The organism is Pararhodobacter oceanensis (genome assembly GCF_003076755.1).
GTDB classification, from domain to species: domain Bacteria; phylum Pseudomonadota; class Alphaproteobacteria; order Rhodobacterales; family Rhodobacteraceae; genus Pararhodobacter; species Pararhodobacter oceanensis.
In genome coordinates, this window is record NZ_QDKM01000005.1 from 267,850 (window position 1) to 290,600 (window position 22,751).

Here is a 22,751-nt window from a genome sequence, read left to right on the forward strand (position 1 = left end):
TTAGCTTTCCAAAAGACGCCGCAGCAAATCAAGGTCTTCGGACAGTTGCGGGTCGTTTGTGCGCAATTCTTCGACTTTGCGCACCCCGTGCATGATCGTGGTGTGATCACGGCCACCGAATCGCCGCCCGATATCGGGCAGGGACCGCGTGGTCATCTGTTTCGACAGATACATCGCGATCTGCCGCGGGCGGGCAATCTGGCGCACGCGTTTCGGGCCGATCATATCCGACAGGCGGATGTTGTAATGCTCGGCAACCTTGCGCTGGATCTCCTCAACGGTGACCTTGCGATCCGACGAGCGCAGAATATCCGCCAGACAATCCTGCGCCAGATCCAGCGTCACCTCACGCCCGACCAGAGAGGCGAGCGCGAACAGACGGGTCAGCGCCCCTTCAAGCACGCGCACGTTGGTGGTGATCCGATGCGCCAGAAACTCCAGCACGCCGGTGCCGATATGCACATCGCCGTAGGTCACATTGTTCAACTCGACCTTCTGCTGCAGGATACCGAGGCGCAATTCATAGTCGGTCGGATGCAGGTCCACCACGAGGCCCGAGGAGAGGCGGCTCTTGATCCGCTCTTCCAGTCCCTTGATCTCCCCCGGCGCGCGGTCAGCCGAGATCACGATCTGTTTGCGCTGGTCCACCAAGGCGTTGAACGTATGGAAGAATTCCTCCTGCGTGCTTTCCTTGCCGGCGATGAACTGCACGTCATCGACCATCAGGATATCAACCGAGCGGAACAGGCTCTTGAAGTCCATGATCTGGCGTTCGCGCAGCGCCTGCACAAACCGGTACATGAACTGCTCGGCAGAGAGATAGAGCACACGCGCGCCCGGTTGGCGGATCTTCAACTCATGGGCGATGGCGTGCATCAGGTGGGTCTTCCCGAGCCCCACGCCCCCATAAAGAAACAGCGGGTTAAAGGTCACCTCGCCGCCCTCGGCAACACGGCGCGCGGCGGCATGGGCCAGTGCGTTCGGTTTGCCGACAACGAAATTGTCAAAGGTGAACCGCGCATCAAGTGCGGCCGATTGCACATCGCTTTCCACCTGCGGCGGGGCGGCGGCGGTGCTGGCGGGCGGGGTGATCTGGGCGCCATCGGCGGGCGCGTCAATCGTGCGCTGCACCCGTTCGGCAGCCGAGGCCGCAGCGCGCGGCTGGACATCGATCTGGATGCGATGCGTCACCATCCCGTGCTGGGTCATGCTGCGCAGGATCTGCTCGGCGAAATTGCGGTTCACCCAATTGGCGATGAAGTTCGTCGGCGCGGAAATCCGCGCGACACCGTCATCCACCGTGGCCAGTTCCAGCGGCGCAATCCAGGTGATGAAGTTGTTTTCACCGACTTGCCCGCGCAAGTGTCTTCGTACGTCGCTCCACGCTTCTATCGTCATCCTGTCCCGACCCATTATCCACGCGGCGTTAGCGCGCAGTGTTCTTGTTTTTGCGGCCCGGTTCTCCGGGGCATAGATTGCGGCAAGACACAAAACCCCGGTGCCTGCAGGTGGTGCGGCATCAAAGGTGCGGGAGGAAAAGGCACATCGCAGCGCGTCAACTGACGCGGCGTATAAAACACACGCCCCACGCAAAGCGCGTGGGATCAAGGACTACTCGGACCGGCTCGGAACCCCCCCAGGGTTCGTGAATCGCAGGTTCAAACTAGCAAGCCGCGGGCGGCGGCGGCAACCGAACAACGCGCTTGACACAGATCGGGGGGGAAGGAATCAAACGGGCGTGGGTTTCCTGCCACAGGTCGCGAAAAATCGTTGCAAATTGCCATGGGAACGCAAAAAGGCGCATCCGAAGATGCGCCTTTCACGCTGCAATGCAGCAGCGACTCACTTGAAAAACATCCTGAAATCAGACGTTCAGCGCTTTCACGCGGGCCGAGAGGCGCGACATTTTGCGCGCGGCGGTGTTCTTGTGCAGCACGCCTTTGGTGACGCCGCGCATCAGCTCGGGCTGGGCCGCAGCCAGGGCGGCTTTGGCGGTGTCGGCGTTGCCGGTGGCAATCGCTTCTTCGACGGCGCGCAGATGGGTGCGGATACGCGAACGGCGGGCTTTGTTGATTTCAAAGCGGGCGTCGTTCTGGCGGGCGCGTTTTTGGGACTGACGGGTATTGGCCATGGTCTGGGCTCTTTCGGATCTGTTTCAATTGCAATTGCACACAGACCCACCGATTCCTAAAGGAACAGGTCATCTCTTGCCGAAGCGGGCCCACGCGCATGTGACGCGGCGTATAGGCCAGCGCGGGCAGAAAGGAAAGCGCAAACCGCCAGCGGCGCGGCCATGGGGCGATTTCCCTCAATGAAATGCCAGATTTCGGCGCGAAACCGCTAAATCCGCCCCGAAATGCGAAAGGCCGGGCGCTCAGGCCCGGCCTTTCCACGGGTTTCACCCGAATCAGCGGTCGCGGAACTGCGCTTCGCGCTTTTCCAAAAAGGCATTCATGCCCTCTTTCTGGTCTTCGGTGGCAAAGAGTGAATGGAACACCCGCCGCTCGAACAACAGACCTTCGCGCAGCGTCGTTTCATAGCTGCGGTTCACCGCTTCTTTCACCACTTTGGTGGCAATTGCCGATTTCGCGGCGATCTTTTCCGCCGCCGCCATCGCTTCTTCGATCAGCTTTTTGGCGGGCACCACGCGGCTCACCAGCCCCGAGCGCTCGGCCTCTTCGGCGTCCATAAAGCGGCCGGTCAAATGCATATCCATCGCTTTGGATTTGCCGACAAACCGCGTCAGCCGCTGGGTGCCACCGATACCGGCGACGACGCCCAGATTGATCTCGGGCTGGCCGAATTTCGCGGTATCCGCGGCAATGATAAAATCGCACATCATCGCCAATTCGCAGCCACCGCCCAAAGCATAGCCCGCCACGGCGGCAATCACCGGCTTGCGGGTGGCGCAGATCGCATCGGTCTCGGGGGTGAAATAGTCGCTCTCGAACATATCGACAAAGCTCTGCTTGGCCATTTCGCTGATATCAGCGCCAGCGGCAAAGGCTTTGTCGGATCCGGTGATCACCAGACAGCGCACTTTTTCATTGCGGTCGGCGCATTTCATCGCATCGGCCAATTCGGTCAGAAGCTGCGCGTTCAATGCGTTCAGCGCTTCGGGCCGGTTCAGCCGGATCAGAGCGACGTAATGCTCGACCTCAACAGTAATGGTCTCATATGCCATCAGGATGCCTCGCTCCTTGAATTCAGCGCCCACCTCTACCACTCCAATTGCTGGGATCAAGCTATCTCTGACATTGCGGGCAGTAGTAGGTCGAGCGTCCCGATTGCACGATGCGCCGGATCACGCCCGCGCAGCCCTCGCTGGGGCAGGGGTGGGATTCGCGGTCATAGGTGCGGAAATTATGTTGAAAATAACCCAATTCGCCGCCCGCCTGCCGAAAGTCCTTGAGGCTCGAGCCGCCCGCCTCGATCGCCTCCATCAGCACCTCGCGGATGATCACCACCAGCGCCTCCAGCCGCGCCATGCCGATACGCCCGCCCGCCCGCTCGGGGTGGATACGCGCCCTGTGCAGCGCCTCGCAAACATAGATATTGCCCAAGCCAGCAACGATTCGCTGGTCCAAAAGCAGGGTTTTGATCGGCGCTTTCCGCCCCTTCAGCGCCGCCTGTAGATGCTGCGCCGAGAATTGGTTGCCCAAAGGCTCCGGTCCCAGATTGCGCAGCAGCAGATGCCCGTCCATTTGCGGCGTCGGCGCCAGATCCAGCGCCCCGAAGCGCCGCGGATCATTGAAGGTGACGCGCACATCCCCCTCCATATGCAGCACCACATGATCATGTTTCAGCGCCGCCGGATGGTGATGATGGAACACCCCGGGCACAAAGGGCGCCGCCAGCCCCGAGATCGTCATCCGCCCCGACATGCCCAGATGCACCAGCAAAGTCTCGCCGCTATCGAGATCAATCAGGATGTATTTCGACCGCCGCCGCAGCCGCTCGACCCGCGCATTTTGCAGCCGTTCGGCCATGCCTTCGGGGAAGGGCCAGCGCAGCCCCTCGCGGCGCACCTCGGCGCTGGTGATCACGCGGCCCTCCATCGCGGGGGTCAATCCGCGGCGAACGGTCTCGACTTCGGGTAATTCGGGCACTTCGGGCTCCGGCGTCGCATTGTGCTTGGCCTCTATCCTCGGATAAGGAAGAGCAACACGCAAGATCCACCGAAGATCGGCAGAGGATGGCAGCATGAGCCAAGACAGGCGCGAAGAAAACCAGCGCACCACGCATTTCGGCTTTCAAACCGTCGATGAGGACGCCAAGGCGGGCATGGTTCATGAAGTCTTCACCAATGTGGCGTCGAAATACGACATTATGAATGACGTGATGTCGATGGGCATCCACCGCATCTGGAAAGACGCGATGATGGACTGGCTGGCGCCGCGCCCGTCGCAGCATCTGCTGGATGTGGCGGGCGGCACCGGCGATGTCGCCTTCCGCTTTCTGGAGCGCGCGGGCGACAGCGCACAGGCCACGGTCTGCGATATGACCGCCTCGATGCTTGAAGCCGGTCGTCAACGCGCCGAGGCCGCGCAGAAATCCGAGCATCTGGAGTGGGTTGTCGGTGACGCGATGGCGCTGCCCTTTGCCGACAACAGCTTTGACGTCTACACAATCAGCTTTGGCATCCGCAACGTCACCCGCATTCCCGACGCACTGAGTGAGGCCTACCGCGTGCTGCGTCCCGGTGGCCGTCTGATGGTGCTGGAATTCAGCCAGCTACCCAATGACGCGATGCAAAAAGCCTATGATCTCTATTCCTTCAATGTGATTCCGGTGATGGGCAAAGTGATCGCCAATGACCGCGAGTCCTATCAATACCTCGTTGAATCCATTCGCAAATTCCCCGATCAAGAGCGTTTCGCCCAGATGATCCGCGAGGCCGGATTCGAGCAGGTCAAATACCGCAATCTGACCATGGGCATCGCCGCCCTGCACTCGGGTTGGAAGCTCTGACATGCGCGGCCCACACAACATCTGGCGGTTGATCCGCACCGGCGCCACATTCGAGCGCACCGGCGCCATGCAAGTGGTGTTCGAGGCCGCCAATGTCCCGCCGCGTCTGCGCGTTCTGGCGCGGGTGCTCGGCTGGCCGTTCAAATTCCTCGGGTTGCGCGGTGATCCCGAACTGCCGCCAGTGACCCGCGCGCTCTCGGCGCTGGGTCCGGCCTATATCAAATTCGGTCAAATCCTCTCGACCCGCCCCGATATCGTCGGGCCGGAACTGGCCACGCAACTGCGCTATCTGCAAGACCAACTGCCGCCGTTCCCCACCGCGCAGGCCCGCGCGATGATCGAGGCCGAGCTGGACGCGCCGGTCGATACGCTGTTCTCGGAGTTCTCGGAACCCGTCGCCGCCGCCTCGATCGCGCAGGTCCACCGCGCCCGCGTCAAAGCCACCGGCGAGGATGTCGCGGTGAAAGTGCTGCGCCCCGGGATCGTGCGGGCGTTTCGCCGTGATATCAACGCTTTCTACCTGATCGCCAGCCTTGTCGAATGGGCGCTGCCCTCGGCCCGCCGGTTGCGCCCGAATGATGTGATCACGCATTTCGAGGGCGTGGTGATGGGCGAATTGGACCTGCGGCTGGAAACCGCCGCCGCCGCCGAATTCGCCGCCAATACCGAGGGCGACGCCGGATTTCAGGTGCCGAAACCGGTCTGGAACCTCTCGGGCCGCGAGGTGATGACGCTGGGCTGGGCCGAGGGCGCCTCTTTGGGCGACAATGCCGCGATTGACGCTCTGGGCGTTGACCGCGCCGAGCTCAGCGAGCGGGTCTTGCAATTGTTCCTCAAACACGCGCTGCGCGACGGGTATTTCCACGCCGATATGCATCAGGGCAACCTGAAAGTCGCGGCGAATGGCGATCTGATCGCCTATGATTTCGGCATCATGGGGCAGATCGACGAATACACCCGCCGCGTCTATGCCGAGATCCTCTTCGGCTTTATTTCCAAGGATTACCGCCGCGTCGCCGAGGTGCATTTCGAGGCCGGCTATGTCCCCGCCGACCGCGATATCGACGAATTCGCCCGCGCCCTGCGCTCGGTTGGCGAGCCGATTTTCGGCATGGATGCGACCCATATCTCGATGGCGCGGCTGCTGAACTATCTGCTCGAAGTGACCGAGCGTTTCGGCATGGAAACCCGCACCGAGCTGATCCTGTTGCAGCGCACCATGGTGGTGGTCGAAGGCGTCTCGCGCTCGCTCAACCCGTCGATCAATATCTGGAAGGTCGGGCAGCCGGTGGTCGAGGATTACATCCGCACCAGCCTCGGCCCGAAGGCTTTGGCGCTGGATCTCAAACGCACCGCGCTGGTGCTCAGCCGCTTTGGCCCGCATTTGCCGAAAGCCGTTGAAACCGCGCTTTTGCGCGCCCGCACCCCCGAGGTGCGCCAGCCCGCGCCGCGCGATTATACGCCGGTGGCATGGTTTCTCGCCGGTGCCGGTCTGGCTTGGGCGGGGATGCTGACGGTGTTGTTTCTCTTTTAACCCCCGTCAGCGCCCGCCCCGATGAACCAAGCCGCCCCGTTGACAGGGCGGCTTGTAATTACGCGGGTTAAATCTGCGCCTCTGCCACCGCAGGCCGCAGGCCGGTCACCGCCGAACTGTCGATCCAGAGATCACCGGGCATCACCAGCATCGTCGCGCCGTTTTCATAGCGCGCTTCGAGAACCGGCACATAGGCGGCGACGGGCTGGGTATCCATCACCTCGCCGTTCAGCCGCGAATCAATCTCGAATGTATAGGCGCCCTCGGGCAGGGGCACACCCTCAGGCCCGACGCCATCCCATTGATAACTCAGCGTATCTGGCGCCAACACCCGGCTGTCAACAATTGCGCCGTCACGGTCGCGCACGATCAAAGTGACCGCATCGGCCCCCAGCGCCGGATCCGGCGTCAGTTCGATCGGCGCGCCGGTGAATGTCACGCCGCCGTAAATCCGCGCCTCCATCCCGACCCAGGTGCCCAGCCCGGCCAGCCCCGCCTGACTCAGCATCGAGGTCAGCAGTTGATTGGTATGGCTTTGCTGCTCAACCCCCGAGAATGTGGCGAGTTGCACGGCGAAATCGGTGGAATTCATCGGGTTCAGCGGGTCTTGGTTGCGCATCTGCACGGTCAGCATGTTGAGGAATGTCTGATAGTCCGATTGCTCGCCCGCTGCGGCGGCGGTGCTGGTGGCTTGGGTGGTTGTGGCGGTGGTGGCTGAAACGTCCATATGCGGCTCCTGTTATAAGCGCAGATCAAGGTGGTCATCGGGCATCTCGGGCGCAGATGGCGCCGCGCTATCGCCCTTATCCGGCGGGGTTTGCGCCGCGGCGGGTTGCGCGCTCTGGTGTCCCGCCTGTTGGCCCATTTGCTGACCCGTTTGTTGTCCGGTCTGTTCTCCGGTGGCGCCGCCGCCCGATTCACCGGCGAACCTCACCGATAGATTGTCATGGCCAAGCAGGCGCAGATCCTGCTCCAGCGCGGTGATATGCTGGCGCATCAGCACCAAGGTTTCGGGGCGTTCGACCTGAATGATCAGCGTGCTTTGGGTCTCGGTGCCGGTCAGCCGCATACGCACGCGACCCAGTTCCTCGGGCGCCAGCGCGATCTCGAAGCCGCGGGTATTGGCGGCGGGCAGATGCGGCGCGAGTTGCTGGGCGATGCTCTGGATCACCGCCGGGCTGGCTCTGGTCGCGGGCGTGGCGGGGTCAAGCGGCATCAGCGTTTCCACCGAGAACCCCGCCGCCGTCACAGCGGACAACGCGCCAAGCGGTGCGGGGGCAGGGCCGTCGTTCGAGGCCAGCGCGGCGATGGCATTCGGCATCTCAGGCGCGGTGGGTGCTGCGGTTGGCGGGGCGGTTGTTGGCGTGACTGCGGTGGGGGCCTCGGTCGGCAGCGCTTTGTCGGCAAGACCCTTCACCTTCGGCACCCCTCCGCCGATGCCCAAACGCAGCATATCCGCCTCGGTCAGTTGCGCGGTGAGCGCGGCGCCCGCAGTGCTCTGCGCCGTGGACGTGGATGCGGTCGGGGCTGCAGTCCCTGCAGCCCCTATCGTGGTGGCGCCTATAATAGATGTGATGAGCGGGTCTTGCGCGGCGCCCGCCAATGCCCCCGACTCAGCCCCAACACCGGCCCCAACTCCGCCCGAGCCCTGCAGCGACAAACGCCCGAACCAGAGCGCGGTTGCCCGTGTTTCCACACCCTCCCGCGCCGCCTCCGCTTTCTGCGCCGCGCCGGCTTTTTTCGCGCTCTTTTCTGCGGTCTGTTGTGTGACCTGCTGTTCGGCTTTGGGATCGGACGCCTGTTTGGCCTCCCCCATGCCAGCCCCCTCAGCGACACCCGCAACGGCAGGCACCACGGGCAAACCCGCCAGCGCCTCAAACCCCGTCACCGGCCCCTCGGACACCGTATCAACAGCACCCTCGCCAGCCACCTGCGGCTCGGCATCGGCCAGCGCCTCGACATCCCCCTGATCCTTGGGCGCCTCCACCTCCGCCTGCTCGGCCAGAGCCGTCGCATCCTCGGCACCATCCTGCGGCGCCGTCTCCGCGCGCAGGGCCGTCATCAGCGAGGTAAACTCCGCCCCGCCGTTTTTACCCTCCGGCAGCGGCCCCCCCGCACGCGGCGGCGGCAAATTCGAATCAATCGGCAACATAGCGACCATAAACCTGTCCCCTTCACTGGGTTTTCTTAGGTTTAGCAGCAGAAAGTTACCGCTTCTTTACCGGCAGCGCAGAAACTGTCCCTATCAAACAGGAGTTCCCATGACCGTGATTCTGCCTTCCCTGCCGCCACAAATACCCGGCACCACCGCTGTAACCCCTGACAATCCCTCACGAATCCGCCAAAGCGCCGAGGCATTGGAAAGCGCCTTTCTGGCGGAAATGCTGAAAAACGCCGGTGTGTTCAAACCCGGCGAATCATTCGGCGGCGGCGAGGGGGAGGCGCAATTCACCTCGTTTATCGCCGATGCCCATGCCCGCGCCATGGTCGCCCGCGGCGGCATCGGGCTGGCCGATCACATCGAGCGCACGCTGATCGCGCGGCAAGGCGGTGGCGTATGAGCCGCTCGTCGAAACCCGATCTGACGCGGATGTTAACCCTGCTTGAGCAAGAGCGTAAGGCCCTGCGCGCCTATGACCTCGACCGGCTCTCGCGCCTCGCCCCGCGCAAAGAGGCGCTGCTGGCACGGCTTGAGGCGGGGATCGCCCCGCAGGATGGCGCCGAATCGCTGGTTCATGCGGTGCGCGACGGCGCGCGCGAGAATGCACAGCTATATCAGGCCGCGATCCAGGGGTTGCAGGACGCGCGCAGCCTGATCACCCGCTGCACTGCCCCGCCGGATGACCGCACCTATAGCCGCGATGGCGCCCGTCAGGTGATCGATCCGCCCGCCGGAACCGTGCAACGGCGCGCGTGACTCAGCGGTCTTCCGGCGAATCCGCACCCCCGGCGATTCGCCACCCGCGGCCAGCCCGTAACTGTCTCGCATTTGAGTGAAAAATACCCGGTAGGGCGTTGCGCGGTTAAGGTCATGTTAGGGATTACCGGCGAGGTTGAGGGGGCACCAATACGGTGGCGCGGCTGGCAGGAAACCTGAATAGCCGTAGGTCCAGAATGGGCGTGTTTGCCGCAAGATGCGGCAGTGAACCGGCGTGAATGCGCCCAATCTCTAAGGAAAAATAATGTCCTCAATCATGACCAACAATAGCGCAATGGTTGCGCTGGCAACCCTGCGCAACATCAACAGCAACATGGCCGAGACCCAGAGCCAGATTTCGACCGGTAAGTCGGTGGCAACGGCCAAAGATAACGCTGCTGTCTGGGCGATCTCGAAAACCATGGAAGCGGATGTGCAAGGTTTCAACGGGGTGAGCGACGCGCTCGCGCTTGGCTCTTCGACGGTTGCGGTGGCCCGTTCGGCCGCTGAAACGGTCACTGAACTGCTGACCGAGATGAAAGAGAAAATCGTTTCGGCGCAGGGTGAAAACGTTGACCATGCCAAGATCCAGGCCGATATCGCCGGCTACGCAGCGCAGATCGACGGTGTCGTGAAAGCGGCGCAGTTCAACGGTCTGAATCTCGTTGAAAACGGCAGCACCGACACCACTGTCCTCTCGTCTATGGACCGTGCAGCTGGCGTTGTGACGGCAAGCTCCATCGACGTGGTGGCTGCTGATCTTTCGGCTGCGACCCTGGGCGTCGACGCTGCCGGCATTGATGTGACCGCTGGCGGCACGCAGGCGCATCTGACCTCGGTCGAAGCTGCGATTGCCACAACCATCGACGCTGCCGCCGCATTCGGTTCGGTGCAGGGCCGGATCGACATCCAAAGCGAGTATATCTCCAGCCTGACCGACTCCATGCGTTCGGGGATTGGCTCGCTGGTCGATGCCGATATGGAAGAGACCTCGGCCAGATTGCAGGCGCTGCAGGTTCAGCAGCAGCTGGGCATTCAGGCGCTGTCGATCGCCAACCAGGCGCCGCAGAACATCCTCTCGCTGTTCCGCTAAAATACTGGCCGGAGCCTTCGGGCTCCGGCCTCTTTCGCCCATCCTCCCGTTGACCGTCTTCTAACCGCCGCCTCCCGTCTTCTCTTCGCCATCTTCCATCCCATGACTCGCACCATGAGGCTCTGAAATGAACGTCGCAGCACATGCACAATCGGCCTACGGGTCGACGACAAGAATTCTCAAAACCCCGCGCGACATCGAATATGATGTCTTGGCCCGCATCACCGGACGCCTGCAAAAGCATCTGCCGCAAGACGCCAAACGCCTTACGCCCGAGTTGGTCGCCGTTCTCGATGAAAACCGCCGCCTCTGGACCACGTTCGCGACGGATCTGGCCGATAAAGACAATGGGTTCCCGCAAGACCTGCGCGCGCAGATGTTCTATCTGGCGGAATTCACCCTGCAACACACCCATAAGGTGCTGGCGGGCAAGGCCTCGGCCGATGTTCTCGTTGAAATCAACACCTCGGTGATGCGTGGCTTGCGCGGCCAGGGGCAGGCTGCATGAGTGGCCTCATTCTAAAACTTGCCCCGCATGAGCGGGTGCTGATCAACGGCGCGGTGATCGAGAATGGCGACCGGCGCAGCCGTTTCTCCATCGTCTCGCCGCATGCCAATATCCTGCGTCTGCGCGACGCAATCCACCCTGAGGATGCCAGCACGCCGGTCAGCCGCGTTTGCTATATCGCGCAGCTGGTGCTGTCGGGCGATACCACCGCCGAGGAGGCCGAGCCGCAATTGCTGCGCGGGATCGAACAGCTCAGTCAGGTGCTCACCGATCTCGACAGCCGCAACCTGTTGAACCGCGCTTCCGAGGCGGTGATGAATGGTGAATTCTATCCGGCGATGCGCCATCTGCGGGCGCTTTTGCCGCGCGAGAAACGGCTTCTGGCCGTGACACGGCAATGAGCTATCAACCGGTCATCCCTCTCGACGGTTTTGTCGGCTGGCGCTTTTTGCAGCGCACTTTGCCCAGCCAATCCGCCGCCCATGCCTCCACCCCGATGGCGCAGCGCGACGAAGCCTATGTGCGCGAGAATATCGGCGCGATCACCTCCGCGCAGGAGCTGGTCGCCGACCGCCGCATGCTGCGCATCGCGCTGACCGCTTACGGGCTCGCCGAGGATCTGCCAAACCGCGCCTATATCGAGAAAGTGCTGGAAAGCTCGACCAAAGAAGAGGGCAGTTTCGTCAACCGCCTGACCGACAAACGCTATCACAAACTCGCCGAGGCCTTCGCCTTTGGCGACCGTCTGGTCCCGCGCACGCAATTGCCCAGTTTTGCCGATGACCTGATCGCGAAATTCCAGAACCGCAGTTTCGAAGAGGCGGTGGGCGCGCAGAATGACAATATGCGTATGGCGCTGGCCCTCGAACGCGACCTCTCCGAGCTCGCCGGTCAAGACAGTTCCGAATCGGCGAAATGGTTCACCATTCTCGGCACCCCCAGCCTGCGCCGCGTCTTCGAGACCGCCTTTATGCTGCCCAGCAGTTTCGGCACGCTCGATATCGACCGGCAGGTGGATATCCTGCAATCGCGCACCGAACGGCTGACCGGCAGCGACTCGATCTCGCAATTCACCGATCCCGAGGCGATGAATGCCTTGACCGAACGCTTCTTCCTCGCTGGTCAGGTGCAGGCGATTCAGGCCCAAAGCGCCGGTAGCTCGGCCCTGAGCCTGCTGCAAAACGGCCAAGCCTCGCTCAACGCGCTGCTCGGCCGCTAACACCCGCCGCATCCGCTAAGGGGCTATCTGTTCGGCGGGGGCGATGATCGCAGGGCAATTGCAGCCACGCCAAGGGGGCAACTCAACGCAAAATGCACCAAGCGCCGCTTCGATACCCGGCGTTTCATCCCCAAACCATAAAAGCCAAAGGCCGCGACAAACCATGTCGCGGCCTTTGCAATTCTCGCTATAGCACCGCTTAGACGACGCGCTCGACCATCAGCTTTTTCACCTCGGCAATCGCCTTGGCGGGGTTCAACCCCTTCGGGCAGGTCGAGGTGCAATTCATGATCGTGTGGCAGCGATAGAGTTTGAACGGATCATGCAGATCATCCAACCGCTCACCCTGAGCCTCATCGCGCGAATCGATGATCCAGCGGTAGGCATGCAGCAGCGCCGCAGGGCCCAGATAGCGATCCGAGTTCCACCAATAGCTGGGGCAGGCGGTCGAGCAACAGGCGCACATCACGCATTCATAAAGCCCGTCCAGCTTGGCGCGGTCGTCGATCGACTGGCGCCATTCCTTCGCCGGCGTGTTGGTCTTGGTTTCCAGCCAGGGCATGATCGATTCATGCTGCGCGTAGAAATTCGTCAGATCGGGGATCAGATCCTTGACCACCGGCATATGCGGCAGCGGGTAGATTTTGACGTCGCCCTTCACCTCATCCATGCCGAAAATACAGGCCAGCGTGTTGCGCCCGTCGATATTCATCGCGCAAGAGCCGCAAATCCCCTCACGGCAGGACCGCCGGAAAGTCAGCGTCGGATCAATCTCGTTCTTGATCTTGATCAGCGCGTCCAGAACCATCGGCCCGCAGCTATCGAGGTCGATGAAATAGGTATCGACGCGCGGATTTTCCCCGTCATCGGGCGACCAGCGGTAAATCCGGAAGGTGCGCAGGTTCTTCGCCCCCGCCGGTTTCGGCCAGGTCTTGCCGGTGCGGATTTTCGAATTCTTCGGGAGTGCCAGTTCCACCATTGTCGCCGCCTCCTTAATACACGCGCGCTTTGGGCGCGATTTTCTTCGGATCAATGCCGCCCTCGTCCAGCGAGGTCAGCGGCTCGGTGACCACTCCGCGGTAATCGAGACGCACCTGATTGCCCTCGACCCAGGCCAGCGAATGCTTGCGCCAGTTCACATCGTCGCGGTCGGGGTAATCCTCATGCGCATGGGCGCCGCGCGATTCCTTACGCGCCTCGGCGCCGTGGATCGTGGCCAGCGCGCTCGGCATCAGGTTTTCCAGCTCCAGCGTTTCCATCAGGTCCGAGTTCCACACCAAGGAGCGGTCGGTGACCTTTAGATCATCCATTTTCGCCGCCACCTGGGTCATCTTCTCGACCCCTTCGGCCAGCGTTTTATCGGTGCGGAACACCGCCGCATCGGCCTGCATCGTGGTCTGCATCTCCAACCGAAGCTCGGCGGTCGGGGTGCCGCCATTGGCGTTGCGCAAACGGTCGAACCGCTCCACGGCTTTCTCGACCGCGGCTTTCGAGCTTTCGCGGTTGGCCGAATTCGGGTCGATCAATTGACCGGCGCGGATCGCCGCCGCACGGCCAAAGACCACCAGATCGATCAGCGAGTTCGAGCCCAGACGGTTCGCCCCATGCACCGAGGCGCAGGCGGCTTCGCCCACCGCCATCAGGCCCGGCGCGGTGCGCGTCGGGTTCTCGGCATCGGCGTTCAGCACTTCGCCCCAATAGTTCGTCGGCACGCCGCCCATGTTGTAATGCACCGTCGGCAGCACCGGAATCGGCTCTTTGTTCAGGTCAACACCGGCAAAAATCCGCGCCGATTCCGAGATCCCCGGCAGCCGCAGCGCCAAAGTCTCGGGCGGCAGATGGTTCAGGTGCAGATGGATGTGGTCCTTATTCGGCCCCACCCCGCGGCCTTCGCGGATCTCCATGGTCATGCAGCGCGACACCACATCGCGCGAGGCCAGATCCTTATAGGTCGGTGCATAACGCTCCATGAACCGCTCGCCTTCCGAGTTGGTCAGATAACCACCCTCGCCGCGCGCGCCCTCGGTGATCAGACAGCCAGCGCCGTAAATCCCGGTCGGGTGGAATTGCACGAACTCCATATCCTGCAGCGGCAGACCCGCGCGCGCCGCCATCCCGTTGCCGTCACCGGTGCAGGTATGCGCCGAGGTCGCCGAGAAGAACGCCCGCCCGTAACCGCCGGTGGCCAGCACCACGGTCTTCGCGTTGAACTGGTGCAGGGTGCCGTCGTCCAGCTTCCACGCCAGCACGCCGGTGCATTCGCCGTCATCGCTCATCAACAGGTCGATGGCGAAATATTCGATGTAGAACTCGGCCTTTTCCTTCAGCGAGCGCCCATACAGCGTGTGCAGCATCGCATGGCCGGTGCGGTCGGCGGCGGCACAGGTGCGCTGCACCGGCGGGCCTTCGCCAAACTCGGTGGTATGGCCACCAAAGGGACGCTGGTAAATCTTGCCGTCCTCGGTGCGCGAGAAGGGCACGCCGTAATGCTCCAACTCGTAAACCGCTTTCGGCGCCTCACGGGTCAGATATTCCATCGCGTCCATATCGCCCAGCCAATCCGAGCCTTTGACCGTGTCATACATATGCCACTGCCAATTGTCGGGGCCCATGTTCGACAGCGAGGCGGCAATGCCCCCCTGCGCGGCCACGGTATGCGAACGGGTCGGGAAAACTTTGGTCACGCAGGCGGTCTTTAGCCCCTGCTCGGCCATGCCCAAAGTGGCACGCAGACCGGCACCACCGGCGCCGACCACGACCACATCATAGGTATGTTGTTCAATAGGATATGCAGACATTTTTGGGTCCTCAGGCGCTGAACAGGATTTTGGCGATCGCCAGAATACCGGCGGCGGCCAGCGTATAGCTGAACAGCTTGGTCAGGATCAAAAGCGCGACGCGCGCGCCCGTGCCATGGATGTAATCTTCGATCACCACTTGGATGCCGATGGAGAAATGCCAGCAGGCAACGCCGATGAACAGCGCCGCGGTCAGCGCGTTGCCGAACTGCCCATAGGTGGCGATCAGCGCCTCATAGCCGCCGCCCAATGCGCGGCCAAAGGGGATCAGAAACAGGATCGTCAGCGGCACCAGCGCCAGCGAAGTCAGCCGCTGGATCCAGAAATGATGCGCGCCTTCACCGGCGGCACCCGAGCCCTGAACGCGCGAATAATCGGTTCTATAAGCCATTTTGCCCTCCCTCAGACGATCAGTAGCGTCAGCAATGTCAGCACGACCGAGCCGCCGATGACAAACCAGTTGCTGCGGGCGACGGTGTCGAGCTCAAAGCCCTTGCCGCTGTCCCAAAAGAAATGCCGGATGCCATTGCAGAAATGGAACCACAGCGCCCAGAGCGAGGCGATCAGCACCAATAGCCCGAACCATGACGACAGCAGCCAGTCGGCGCTGGCAAAATATTCCGGCGAATAGGCGCCGGCGACAAACCACCAGGTGATCAGCGTCAGACCGGCGATCAGCCCGACGCCGGTGATCCGCGTGAGAATGGAAATCACCGTGACCAGCGGCAGGCGGTAAACTTGCAGATGGGGGGAAAGTGGCCGGTTGCCCCGGTTCGCATCAGCCATGACGGACCCTTTCGTTGTTTGGCAGGTTGACCCCGGACAGAAAGACCTCGGGCCAACGGCTTCTTCGGATGCATAGCGGATTTTTCGCCCAAGTCACGCGGACAATTGCTCAAATCAGCCTTGTATCCCATGGAATACCGAAAAACACGGTAAATGTGATCACGCGCTGAAAAGCTGTGATCACAAAATCAAAATCTCTTTCCAAACCCCGCAGGTGAATCCACCGGCACGCCCGCGGCTGCGAGGCTTGGCCAAGCGACTCCTTCGCTGCTGTTAGCTGCAGCGGGTGAGTCTCTCGCCTCTTAAGCGGGCATTAACGCCCAATAATCCAGATCAAGCAAGACATCGGCGTGGTATTTCCCGTCCGCGCCGCGCAACTCGGGCTGCGCGCCATTGGTCGCCACCAGCCGCAAACGCACCGCCGCCACGCCGGGCGCTTTGGTTTCGGCCACATCCAACACCTCGGACCAAGCCTTCACCGTCATCCCTGAGAAACACGGGTTGGCATGGGCGCCCGCGTTGATCGCGGCGATCATCTGAGCATTGGCCAGCCCGTTGAACGACAGCGCCCGCGCCAGCGAGATGATATGCCCGCCGTAGATCAGCCGCTGCCCGTCGGGCCGGAATGTCGCGTCGAAATGCACTTTGGCGGTGTTCTGCCACAGGCGGGTGGCCAGCATATGCTCGGCCTCCTCCACGGTGACCCCGTCCACATGGTCGATCACCTCGCCAATCGCGTAATCCCGCGCGCGGTAGGGCTCTCCGGCCTGTGCGAAATCATAGGCGCTGAAATCCAGCCCCGCAGGGATCACCAGATCCTCCGGCGCGACCGCTTTTGCCAGTTCGGGGATCACAGTGTCGGGGGCAGGGGCGCCCAAATCCTTTTTGCGCACCATCACCCAGCGCACATAGTCCAGCACCGCCTCGCCGCGCTGGTTGCGCCCGGTGGTGCGCACATAGACGACGCCGGATTTCCCGTTCGAGTTTTGCTTGAGCCCGATCACCTCGGACGACGAGCTCAGCGTATCCCCCGCATAGACCGGCGCCAGAAACCGCCCCTCGCCATAGCCCAGATTGGCCACCGCATTCAGGCTGATATCCGGCACCGTCTTGCCAAACACCGTATGAAACACGATCAAATCATCCAGCGGGCTTTGCGCCAAGCCACAGGCCCGCGCAAATTCATCCGAGGAATACAGCGCCCCGCGCGAAGGATAGAGCGCATGATACAGCGCCCGCTCCCCGCCCGAGAGCGTGCGCGGCACCGCATGCGCAATCACCTCACCAATCTTGTAATCCTCAAAAAACCGCCCCGCATTCGTCTTCATACCGCCCGCACCCCGCAATCGGGGCCCCTCATCTGTCCAAAAATATCCCGGGGGTGAGCCCGAAGGGCGAGGGGGCAGCGCCCCCTCCCTGTTTTTTACTGCGCGCCCAGTTTCATCGCCGGATCATAAGTCCCCGGCACCTCTTTGGTCACCGCCTGTCCGCAACGCATCACGCCACGCGCCGCGTCGAAGGTCATCACCGGCGAGCCATACAGCTCCCAGCCCTTATCCAGCGCCAGCGAGATCTTGTGGCAAAACTCCGAACTGTCGTCCTCGGTCAGCAATCGATACAGCTTCATTTCACCCTCCAAACGGCGACGGGCCGATCAGCCCGTGGATCCAGCCCACCGCGCCCATCACCAGCACAGCACCAAGCGCCGCGCCGATCTCCTTGCCGGTGACCACTTTCACCTCGCCCTGCCAATAGGGATCGGCGCGGTTGATAAAGCCGACGCTGATCTGCGCCCAGAGAAACAGCCCGCCGAACAGGATCAAAGACGCCAGATCCCCGCGCACCAGAAGATGCGCCAAGGCCCAAAGCCGCACGCCCCAAAGCTGCGGATGGCGCACCCAGCGGGTGATATAGGTCTTCATCCCCGCCGCGGCAAAAAGATAGAACACCAGCAACATCAACAGGTTGTTGACATGCTGCATGCCGCCCGAGGTGTGCCAGACCACATCCACCGGCGCCCAGCGGTAGCCCAGCACCATCAGCACAATCGCCACGCCCGAGAGCGCCGCGACCAGCCCGCGGCCCGAGGCGCCCATCGCTGCGCGCCGCGCCGGTGCGATGCGTTTGAACAGATGCGCGCCGCTCCACAGCAGCACGCCCAGAATTAACAACAGATAGCCCATGATCACATCGCCCCTTGCAGTGCCTTGATTGCTTCGGCGCGGGATAGCACCTGCCGCGCGGTGACAATATGCAGGTTCTCGACGATTTTGCCATCCACAACCGCCACGCCCTGACCCTCCGCAGTCGCCGCGTCAAAGGCCGCGATTTGCCGCTGCGCCAGATCAATCGCCTCGGCATCGGGGGCGAAAATCTCGTTGGCGATGGCCAGTTGCGCGGGGTGGATCAAGGTCTTGCCGTCAAAGCCCAGATCGCGCCCCTGTTCGCATTCCGCCCGCAGCCCTTCACCGTCCTTGAAGGCGTTATAGACCCCGTCAATCGCCACAATCCCCGCCGCGCGCGCTGCCATCAGACAGGTTTGCAGCGCGTATTGCATCGGCAGCCGGTCGGCGCGGGACCGGCAGCCCAATTCCTTGGCCAGATCATTGGTGCCCATCACGAAACCCGCCATACGCGGCGCCGCAGCAATCTCACCGGCGTTCAGAACGCCTTGCGGGGTCTCCAGCATCGCCCAGATTTTCGTTTCTGCCATCTGCGGCATGGCATCAAGCCGCGCCGCCAGATCCTCGATATCCGCCGCGGAATTCACCTTGGGCAGCAGGATCGCCTCGGGCCGCGCTTGCGCGATCACCTGCAGGTCCAGCTCGGCCCAGTCGCTCTCAAACCCGTTGATCCGCACCAGTTTGGCGCGCGGGCCGTAATCCGCCGCGCACAGGGTTTTGGCCAGCAATTCGCGGGCGTTGGCTTTTTCTTCGATGGCCACCGCGTCTTCCAGATCGAAAATGATCGCGTCGCAGGCAAGGCTGCGGGCCTTGTCGAGCGCGCGCTCTTTCGAGCCGGGGATATAAAGGACCGAGCGGAACGGGCGGCTGTCCATGAGAGACTCCAGTTGAAACAAAGTTGCGCGCAACCCAGCAAATTCGGTCACATTTGGCAAGTGGAAAATTCTGCACTGCAGAGAGTTCGCAGGGTTAAGCCGCTGTTTTCCACGCAAGCGCAGGCTGATCCCCGATCATCAGCACAGGAGTCGCCATGTTTACGCCCATCGGAACCCTCGCCGCCAGCCTTGTCGCCACCAGTTTTGCCGGTGCTGTGCTGCCGGCCAGCGCGCAAAACCTGCCCTGCGCCCCGCGCGAGCAGGTGCTGGCCTATGTCATCGACCAGCGCGGCGAGGCGCGGCTGGCGCGGGGGGATGCGGCGCGCGGCGCCAGTGTTGAGCTTTATGCCGCCGAGTCTGGCACTTGGAGCCTGATCGTCCTTTTGCCCGACGGGCGCGCCTGTCTCTTGGCCCATGGCGAAGGGTTCACCGCCACGCAGGGGTTGCAACCGGCACGCGGGGCCCCCGCCTGAGCGCAGGGCCGCACAGGGGCAGGCGCAGGCAGGGGGCTAACACCAGAAAACCCCGAAATGGGGGCCAAAAAATGGGCGATATCGGGGCGGCTTCACACACTATACTATAGGGGCGAAAAATCGCGCGAAAATTCTACGTAGAATTCCCCTCAAATCGCCCCGATCCCGCACCCCTGAAACCACCCCGAAACCGCCCTCAAATCCGCGCGAAACCGGCACAACTGCCGCCACCCGCCCGTGCCCAACCCGCCAAATCCGAGTGTGACAGCGTTAACAGCGCCATAATCCGCCACGCCTGCGCGCCGCGAGGCTTGCGCGCGCGCTTGCAAGGGCTTACGCATTGCGCAAATCACAACCGACCGGAGAACTCCTATGGCCAGACCCAAAATCGCCCTTATCGGAGCAGGTCAGATTGGCGGCACGCTCGCCCATCTTGCTGCGATCAAGGAACTCGGCGATGTCGTCCTGTTCGATATTGCCGAAGGCATCCCGCAGGGTAAGGCGCTTGATATCGCCGAATCCGGCCCGGCCGAGGGCTTTGACGGCTCGTTCAAGGGCACCAATGATTACGCCGATATCGCCGGAGCCGATGTCTGCATCGTCACCGCTGGCGTGCCGCGCAAGCCGGGCATGTCGCGGGACGATCTGCTGGGCATCAACCTGAAGGTGATGAAATCGGTCGGCGAAGGCATCAAGGCCCATGCGCCCGACGCTTTCGTGATCTGCATCACCAACCCGCTGGACGCGATGGTCTGGGCGCTGCAGCAATATGCGGGTCTGCCAGCGAATAAAGTCGTCGGCATGGCTGGCGTGCTGGATTCGGCGCGCTTCCGTCATTTCCTCGCCACGGAATTCAACGTCTCGATGCGTGATGTCACCGCTTTTGTTTTGGGCGGTCACGGCGACACCATGGTGCCGCTGGCGCGCTACTCGACCGTTGGCGGCATCCCGTTGCCGGATCTGGTCGAGATGGGCTGGACCACGCAGGAAAGCCTCGATGCGATCATCCAGCGCACCCGTGACGGCGGCGCCGAGATCGTTGGCCTGCTGAAAACCGGCTCGGCGTTTTACGCGCCCGCCACCTCGGCGATCGAGATGGCCGAAGCCTATCTGCGCGACCAGAAGCGTCTGCTGCCCTGTGCCGCCTATGTGGATGGTGCGCTGGGTCTTGAGGGCATGTATGTCGGCGTGCCGACGATCATCGGCGCCGGTGGCATCGAGCGCGTTGTCGACATCAAGATGAATGCCGACGAGCAGGCGATGTTCGACAAATCGGTCGACGCGGTGAAGGGCTTGGTTGACGCCTGTAAAGGTATCGACCCGACGCTCGCCTGAGCCCTCCTATAGTCTATGTGAAACGCGCGCCCCCTGTGGCGCGCGTTTTGCGTTTGAGGGATGGTGCGTGCCAAGCACACACCCTACGGCTGCCGCAGGCTTTGCGCGCTGAACGGGCAGGGCGCGCGGCATCATGCTTAATGGGCGGTAAACCCGACAAGCCAAGCCCTTGATTTCACCTGTCCTCCATTTGTCCCACGCGCGGGACAGGCACTCTCACTTCTTGACAAGCCGCCGCTCTCTCTGCCTCATTCCCTCAATATAAGGGGATGATGATGCCGGAATTTACCGAAGAACTGATCGACCGATTGACCCGCTATTGCGCCATCGACAGCCAGTCCGACGCCAGCAGCCCCAGTAGCCCCTCCACCGCGATCCAACTCGATATGCAGCGCCTCCTCGTTGAGGAACTGACCGGGATCGGCGCCCAGGACGTGACCCTCACCGATTACGGCACCGTCCTCGCCACCATTCCCGGCACCGACCCCGGCCCAACCATCGGCTTCCTCGCCCATGTCGACACCGCCCCGCAATTCAACGCCACCGGCGTCAAACCCCGCGTGATCCGCGGCTATAATGGCGGCGCGATCACCTATCCCGACGCGCCCGACCTCAGCCTGACGCCCGAGGACTTCCCCTATCTCGGCGAGAAGCTCGGCCATGACATCATCACCGCCTCAGGCACCACCCTTCTGGGTGCCGATGACAAAGCCGGCGTCGCCATCCTGATGACCGCCGCCCGCCATATGCTGATGAACCCCGATCACCCACGCCCAACCCTGCGGCTGGCTTTTACCCCCGACGAAGAGATCGGTCGCGGCGTCGATCCCCGCTTGCCCGAGGATCTCGGCGCCGACTTCGCCTATACCTTCGACGGCGGTCGTGTTGGCGAGGTGGAATACGAGACCTTCTCCGCCGATCTCGCCCTGGTCACCATCACCGGCGTCTCCATCCACCCCGGTTTCGCCACCGGCAAGCTGGTCAGCGCGATCCAACTGGCAGCGAAACTCCTGCAAACTCTCCCGCAAGCCACGATGACCCCCGACACCACCTCAGGCCGCGACGGTTTCATTCACGCCACCGATATGGAGGGCGACGCTGCCGAGATGAGGCTCACCTTCATCCTGCGCGATTTCGAGCGCGACGGCCTCGCCGCCAAGGGTGCCCTGCTGGAACAACTCTGCGCCGCCATCGCCGCCAGTGAACCCCGCGCGACCATCACCTGCCAGATCACCCCGCAATACCGCAACATGCGCTATTGGCTCGAGGACGACATGACCCCCGTAACCCTCGCCCATGACGCCGCCCGCGCCCTCGGTATCGAGCCGGTCTCGATCCCGATCCGCGGCGGCACCGATGGCTCGCGCCTCACTGAAATGGGCGTGCCCTGTCCGAACCTCTTTACCGGCATGCAAAACATCCACGGCCCGCTGGAATGGATCTCGGCCCAAGACATGGCCCGCGCCACCGAGTTCTGCCTGAGCCTCACCCGCCAAGCTCTCAAATAACCGCTAATCGACTCTCTTCTCAGGCGCGGCCGCCGATTCCCGCCCGGCAAACCCAAGACCGCGCCGATTCCCCGGTGATAAGCGCCAGATTCGTCCCCGATTCCCACCGATTCTCACGAACTGCCCTGCGATTCGTCGAGGTGCACACGGAAAACCACCGGATATCCCCCTGCGCTGTGCAGATGCAGCATATATCTCAAACTATTAAATCCAAATATATCAACATCTTGAGGCGGCTTCTCGGCAAAACCGCAAGTTTTCCGCAAGATTTCCATTTTTCCCTCTTGCGAGTTTTTGGTGTGGGGCCTAGATACTGCCTCACCAAGACGAAGACGACGCGGCGCCGGAGACGGGACGCAGAGACGGAAGCGAGGGGCAGGTCGGAAACGGTCTGGTTGGATGCAGGGACGGCAGGGCGGCCTAGGAGTTTAGGCGGTGCTGCGGATTTTGTGTCTGGTGCTTTTTGAAAATTGAAATTTTGAAGGGATATGTGGGCGGTTTGGTTCATACGATGGATCGGACGTTTGCATATCAGTCTCTTAGTCTTCGGA

The 22,751-nt window shown here is 62.3% G+C and carries 25 protein-coding genes; 11 read left to right on the plus strand and 14 right to left on the minus strand.

Translation table 11 applies throughout. From position 1 onward, the window contains the following. From dnaA to mutM, 4 genes are all read right to left on the minus strand, one after another. The gene (dnaA, locus tag DDE20_RS13080; RefSeq protein ID WP_116558948.1) at nucleotides 1–1,398 is read right to left on the minus strand and encodes a chromosomal replication initiator protein DnaA; all 1,398 of its coding nucleotides are present in this window, start codon (nucleotides 1,396–1,398) and stop codon (nucleotides 1–3) included. A gap of 466 nt (nucleotides 1,399–1,864) precedes the next feature. Then, nucleotides 1,865–2,131, minus strand: a complete 267-nt coding sequence (rpsT, locus tag DDE20_RS13085) for a 30S ribosomal protein S20 (RefSeq protein WP_116558949.1) — start codon at nucleotides 2,129–2,131, stop codon at nucleotides 1,865–1,867. A gap of 276 nt (nucleotides 2,132–2,407) precedes the next feature. Beyond that, nucleotides 2,408–3,184, minus strand: coding sequence for an enoyl-CoA hydratase (locus tag DDE20_RS13090; protein WP_116558950.1), 777 nt, complete (start codon nucleotides 3,182–3,184; stop codon nucleotides 2,408–2,410). Between the two features lie 61 nt (nucleotides 3,185–3,245). Then, on the minus strand, nucleotides 3,246–4,109 hold the full coding sequence (mutM, locus tag DDE20_RS13095) for a bifunctional DNA-formamidopyrimidine glycosylase/DNA-(apurinic or apyrimidinic site) lyase (protein ID WP_116558951.1): 864 nt from the start codon (nucleotides 4,107–4,109) through the stop codon (nucleotides 3,246–3,248). A gap of 94 nt (nucleotides 4,110–4,203) precedes the next feature. Here mutM and ubiE point away from each other — a divergent pair, with 94 nt between their 5' ends. Continuing rightward, nucleotides 4,204–4,971, plus strand: coding sequence for a bifunctional demethylmenaquinone methyltransferase/2-methoxy-6-polyprenyl-1,4-benzoquinol methylase UbiE (gene ubiE, locus DDE20_RS13100; RefSeq protein ID WP_116558952.1), 768 nt, complete (start codon nucleotides 4,204–4,206; stop codon nucleotides 4,969–4,971). Between the two features lies 1 nt (nucleotide 4,972). Further along, nucleotides 4,973–6,505 carry a 2-polyprenylphenol 6-hydroxylase gene (gene ubiB, locus DDE20_RS13105; RefSeq protein ID WP_116558953.1) on the plus strand — a complete coding sequence of 511 codons (1,533 nt, stop codon included), beginning with the start codon at nucleotides 4,973–4,975 and terminating at the stop codon, nucleotides 6,503–6,505. 67 nt (nucleotides 6,506–6,572) lie between these two features. Here ubiB and DDE20_RS13110 read toward each other — a convergent pair whose 3' ends face one another. Together DDE20_RS13110 and DDE20_RS13115 are read right to left on the minus strand one after the other, a co-directional pair. Beyond that, complete coding sequence (locus DDE20_RS13110) at nucleotides 6,573–7,232, minus strand: flagellar hook capping FlgD N-terminal domain-containing protein (protein WP_116558954.1); 660 nt, start codon at nucleotides 7,230–7,232, stop codon at nucleotides 6,573–6,575. Between the two features lie 12 nt (nucleotides 7,233–7,244). After that, complete coding sequence (locus DDE20_RS13115) at nucleotides 7,245–8,666, minus strand: flagellar hook-length control protein FliK (RefSeq protein ID WP_116558955.1); 1,422 nt, start codon at nucleotides 8,664–8,666, stop codon at nucleotides 7,245–7,247. A gap of 100 nt (nucleotides 8,667–8,766) precedes the next feature. On the opposite strand from DDE20_RS13115, the gene DDE20_RS13120 reads away from it, so the two are divergent. From DDE20_RS13120 to DDE20_RS13145, 6 genes are all read left to right on the plus strand, one after another. After that, nucleotides 8,767–9,066 (plus strand): rod-binding protein, encoded by a 300-nt coding sequence (locus tag DDE20_RS13120; protein ID WP_116558956.1) that lies wholly within the window; start codon nucleotides 8,767–8,769, stop codon nucleotides 9,064–9,066. Continuing rightward, entirely contained in the window at nucleotides 9,063–9,422 is a 360-nt protein-coding gene (locus DDE20_RS13125; protein WP_116558957.1) for a hypothetical protein, read from the plus strand. The genes DDE20_RS13120 and DDE20_RS13125 overlap by 4 nt, the downstream gene beginning before the upstream one ends. Before the next feature lie 265 nt (nucleotides 9,423–9,687). After that, complete coding sequence (locus DDE20_RS13130; RefSeq protein ID WP_116558958.1) at nucleotides 9,688–10,515, plus strand: flagellin N-terminal helical domain-containing protein; 828 nt, start codon at nucleotides 9,688–9,690, stop codon at nucleotides 10,513–10,515. Between the two features lie 127 nt (nucleotides 10,516–10,642). Continuing rightward, nucleotides 10,643–11,023 (plus strand): flagellar biosynthesis regulator FlaF, encoded by a 381-nt coding sequence (gene flaF, locus DDE20_RS13135; RefSeq protein WP_116558959.1) that lies wholly within the window; start codon nucleotides 10,643–10,645, stop codon nucleotides 11,021–11,023. Next, the gene (gene flbT, locus DDE20_RS13140) at nucleotides 11,020–11,424 is read left to right on the plus strand and encodes a flagellar biosynthesis repressor FlbT (protein ID WP_116558960.1); all 405 of its coding nucleotides are present in this window, start codon (nucleotides 11,020–11,022) and stop codon (nucleotides 11,422–11,424) included. The genes flaF and flbT overlap by 4 nt, the downstream gene beginning before the upstream one ends. Further along, nucleotides 11,421–12,242: a DUF1217 domain-containing protein gene (locus DDE20_RS13145; RefSeq protein ID WP_116558961.1), complete on the plus strand. Its 822-nt coding sequence runs from the start codon at nucleotides 11,421–11,423 to the stop codon at nucleotides 12,240–12,242. The genes flbT and DDE20_RS13145 overlap by 4 nt, the downstream gene beginning before the upstream one ends. Nucleotides 12,243–12,441: 199 nt before the next feature. On the opposite strand, the gene DDE20_RS13150 is transcribed toward DDE20_RS13145, so the two are convergent. The 8 genes from DDE20_RS13150 to DDE20_RS13185 all read right to left on the minus strand — a co-directional run bounded on the left by DDE20_RS13150 (nucleotide 12,442) and on the right by DDE20_RS13185 (nucleotide 18,884). Then, nucleotides 12,442–13,221, minus strand: coding sequence for a succinate dehydrogenase iron-sulfur subunit (locus tag DDE20_RS13150; RefSeq protein ID WP_116558962.1), 780 nt, complete (start codon nucleotides 13,219–13,221; stop codon nucleotides 12,442–12,444). Between the two features lie 13 nt (nucleotides 13,222–13,234). Next, the gene (gene sdhA, locus DDE20_RS13155) at nucleotides 13,235–15,040 is read right to left on the minus strand and encodes a succinate dehydrogenase flavoprotein subunit (RefSeq protein WP_116558963.1); all 1,806 of its coding nucleotides are present in this window, start codon (nucleotides 15,038–15,040) and stop codon (nucleotides 13,235–13,237) included. A gap of 10 nt (nucleotides 15,041–15,050) precedes the next feature. Next, entirely contained in the window at nucleotides 15,051–15,431 is a 381-nt protein-coding gene (gene sdhD, locus DDE20_RS13160; protein ID WP_116558964.1) for a succinate dehydrogenase, hydrophobic membrane anchor protein, read from the minus strand. An 11-nt stretch (nucleotides 15,432–15,442) separates the two neighbouring features. Continuing rightward, nucleotides 15,443–15,826 (minus strand): succinate dehydrogenase, cytochrome b556 subunit, encoded by a 384-nt coding sequence (gene sdhC, locus DDE20_RS13165; protein WP_116558965.1) that lies wholly within the window; start codon nucleotides 15,824–15,826, stop codon nucleotides 15,443–15,445. 302 nt (nucleotides 15,827–16,128) lie between these two features. Then, nucleotides 16,129–17,154, minus strand: a complete 1,026-nt coding sequence (locus DDE20_RS13170) for a MaoC family dehydratase (RefSeq protein WP_116558966.1) — start codon at nucleotides 17,152–17,154, stop codon at nucleotides 16,129–16,131. Between the two features lie 95 nt (nucleotides 17,155–17,249). Continuing rightward, nucleotides 17,250–17,453, minus strand: coding sequence for a DUF1737 domain-containing protein (locus tag DDE20_RS13175; RefSeq protein ID WP_116558967.1), 204 nt, complete (start codon nucleotides 17,451–17,453; stop codon nucleotides 17,250–17,252). Between the two features lies 1 nt (nucleotide 17,454). Beyond that, nucleotides 17,455–18,009 (minus strand): NnrU family protein, encoded by a 555-nt coding sequence (locus DDE20_RS13180; RefSeq protein ID WP_116558968.1) that lies wholly within the window; start codon nucleotides 18,007–18,009, stop codon nucleotides 17,455–17,457. Between the two features lie 2 nt (nucleotides 18,010–18,011). Then, a complete protein-coding gene (locus DDE20_RS13185) occupies nucleotides 18,012–18,884 on the minus strand; it encodes an HpcH/HpaI aldolase/citrate lyase family protein (RefSeq protein WP_116558969.1) in 873 nt (290 codons plus the stop codon). 155 nt (nucleotides 18,885–19,039) lie between these two features. On the opposite strand from DDE20_RS13185, the gene DDE20_RS13190 reads away from it, so the two are divergent. The 3 genes from DDE20_RS13190 to pepT all read left to right on the plus strand — a co-directional run bounded on the left by DDE20_RS13190 (nucleotide 19,040) and on the right by pepT (nucleotide 22,200). Beyond that, nucleotides 19,040–19,357 carry a hypothetical protein gene (locus DDE20_RS13190; protein WP_116558970.1) on the plus strand — a complete coding sequence of 106 codons (318 nt, stop codon included), beginning with the start codon at nucleotides 19,040–19,042 and terminating at the stop codon, nucleotides 19,355–19,357. Nucleotides 19,358–19,729: 372 nt separating this feature from the next. Further along, nucleotides 19,730–20,692 (plus strand): malate dehydrogenase, encoded by a 963-nt coding sequence (gene mdh / locus DDE20_RS13195; protein WP_116558971.1) that lies wholly within the window; start codon nucleotides 19,730–19,732, stop codon nucleotides 20,690–20,692. 269 nt (nucleotides 20,693–20,961) lie between these two features. Then, nucleotides 20,962–22,200: a peptidase T gene (gene pepT / locus DDE20_RS13200; RefSeq protein ID WP_420812369.1), complete on the plus strand. Its 1,239-nt coding sequence runs from the start codon at nucleotides 20,962–20,964 to the stop codon at nucleotides 22,198–22,200. Nucleotides 22,201–22,751: the final 551 nt, after the last annotated feature.

Coding starts and splice junctions, on each gene's coding strand:
- rpsT (WP_116558949.1), bottom strand. CDS start 2,131: ATGGCCAATACCCGTCAGTCCCAAAAACGCGCCCGCCAGAACGACGCC.
- dnaA (WP_116558948.1), bottom strand. CDS start 1,398: ATGACGATAGAAGCGTGGAGCGACGTACGAAGACACTTGCGCGGGCAA.
- DDE20_RS13170 (WP_116558966.1), bottom strand. CDS start 17,154: ATGAAGACGAATGCGGGGCGGTTTTTTGAGGATTACAAGATTGGTGAG.
- sdhC (WP_116558965.1), bottom strand. CDS start 15,826: ATGGCTGATGCGAACCGGGGCAACCGGCCACTTTCCCCCCATCTGCAA.
- DDE20_RS13090 (WP_116558950.1), bottom strand. CDS start 3,184: ATGGCATATGAGACCATTACTGTTGAGGTCGAGCATTACGTCGCTCTG.
- DDE20_RS13110 (WP_116558954.1), bottom strand. CDS start 7,232: ATGGACGTTTCAGCCACCACCGCCACAACCACCCAAGCCACCAGCACC.
- flaF (WP_116558959.1), top strand. CDS start 10,643: ATGAACGTCGCAGCACATGCACAATCGGCCTACGGGTCGACGACAAGA.
- DDE20_RS13150 (WP_116558962.1), bottom strand. CDS start 13,221: ATGGTGGAACTGGCACTCCCGAAGAATTCGAAAATCCGCACCGGCAAG.
- DDE20_RS13130 (WP_116558958.1), top strand. CDS start 9,688: ATGTCCTCAATCATGACCAACAATAGCGCAATGGTTGCGCTGGCAACC.
- DDE20_RS13115 (WP_116558955.1), bottom strand. CDS start 8,666: ATGGTCGCTATGTTGCCGATTGATTCGAATTTGCCGCCGCCGCGTGCG.
- sdhA (WP_116558963.1), bottom strand. CDS start 15,040: ATGTCTGCATATCCTATTGAACAACATACCTATGATGTGGTCGTGGTC.
- sdhD (WP_116558964.1), bottom strand. CDS start 15,431: ATGGCTTATAGAACCGATTATTCGCGCGTTCAGGGCTCGGGTGCCGCC.
- DDE20_RS13185 (WP_116558969.1), bottom strand. CDS start 18,884: ATGGACAGCCGCCCGTTCCGCTCGGTCCTTTATATCCCCGGCTCGAAA.
- DDE20_RS13125 (WP_116558957.1), top strand. CDS start 9,063: ATGAGCCGCTCGTCGAAACCCGATCTGACGCGGATGTTAACCCTGCTT.
- DDE20_RS13180 (WP_116558968.1), bottom strand. CDS start 18,009: ATGGGCTATCTGTTGTTAATTCTGGGCGTGCTGCTGTGGAGCGGCGCG.
- mdh (WP_116558971.1), top strand. CDS start 19,730: ATGGCCAGACCCAAAATCGCCCTTATCGGAGCAGGTCAGATTGGCGGC.
- pepT (WP_420812369.1), top strand. CDS start 20,962: ATGATGATGCCGGAATTTACCGAAGAACTGATCGACCGATTGACCCGC.
- flbT (WP_116558960.1), top strand. CDS start 11,020: ATGAGTGGCCTCATTCTAAAACTTGCCCCGCATGAGCGGGTGCTGATC.
- DDE20_RS13145 (WP_116558961.1), top strand. CDS start 11,421: ATGAGCTATCAACCGGTCATCCCTCTCGACGGTTTTGTCGGCTGGCGC.
- ubiB (WP_116558953.1), top strand. CDS start 4,973: ATGCGCGGCCCACACAACATCTGGCGGTTGATCCGCACCGGCGCCACA.
- ubiE (WP_116558952.1), top strand. CDS start 4,204: ATGAGCCAAGACAGGCGCGAAGAAAACCAGCGCACCACGCATTTCGGC.
- DDE20_RS13190 (WP_116558970.1), top strand. CDS start 19,040: ATGTTTACGCCCATCGGAACCCTCGCCGCCAGCCTTGTCGCCACCAGT.
- DDE20_RS13120 (WP_116558956.1), top strand. CDS start 8,767: ATGACCGTGATTCTGCCTTCCCTGCCGCCACAAATACCCGGCACCACC.
- DDE20_RS13175 (WP_116558967.1), bottom strand. CDS start 17,453: ATGAAGCTGTATCGATTGCTGACCGAGGACGACAGTTCGGAGTTTTGC.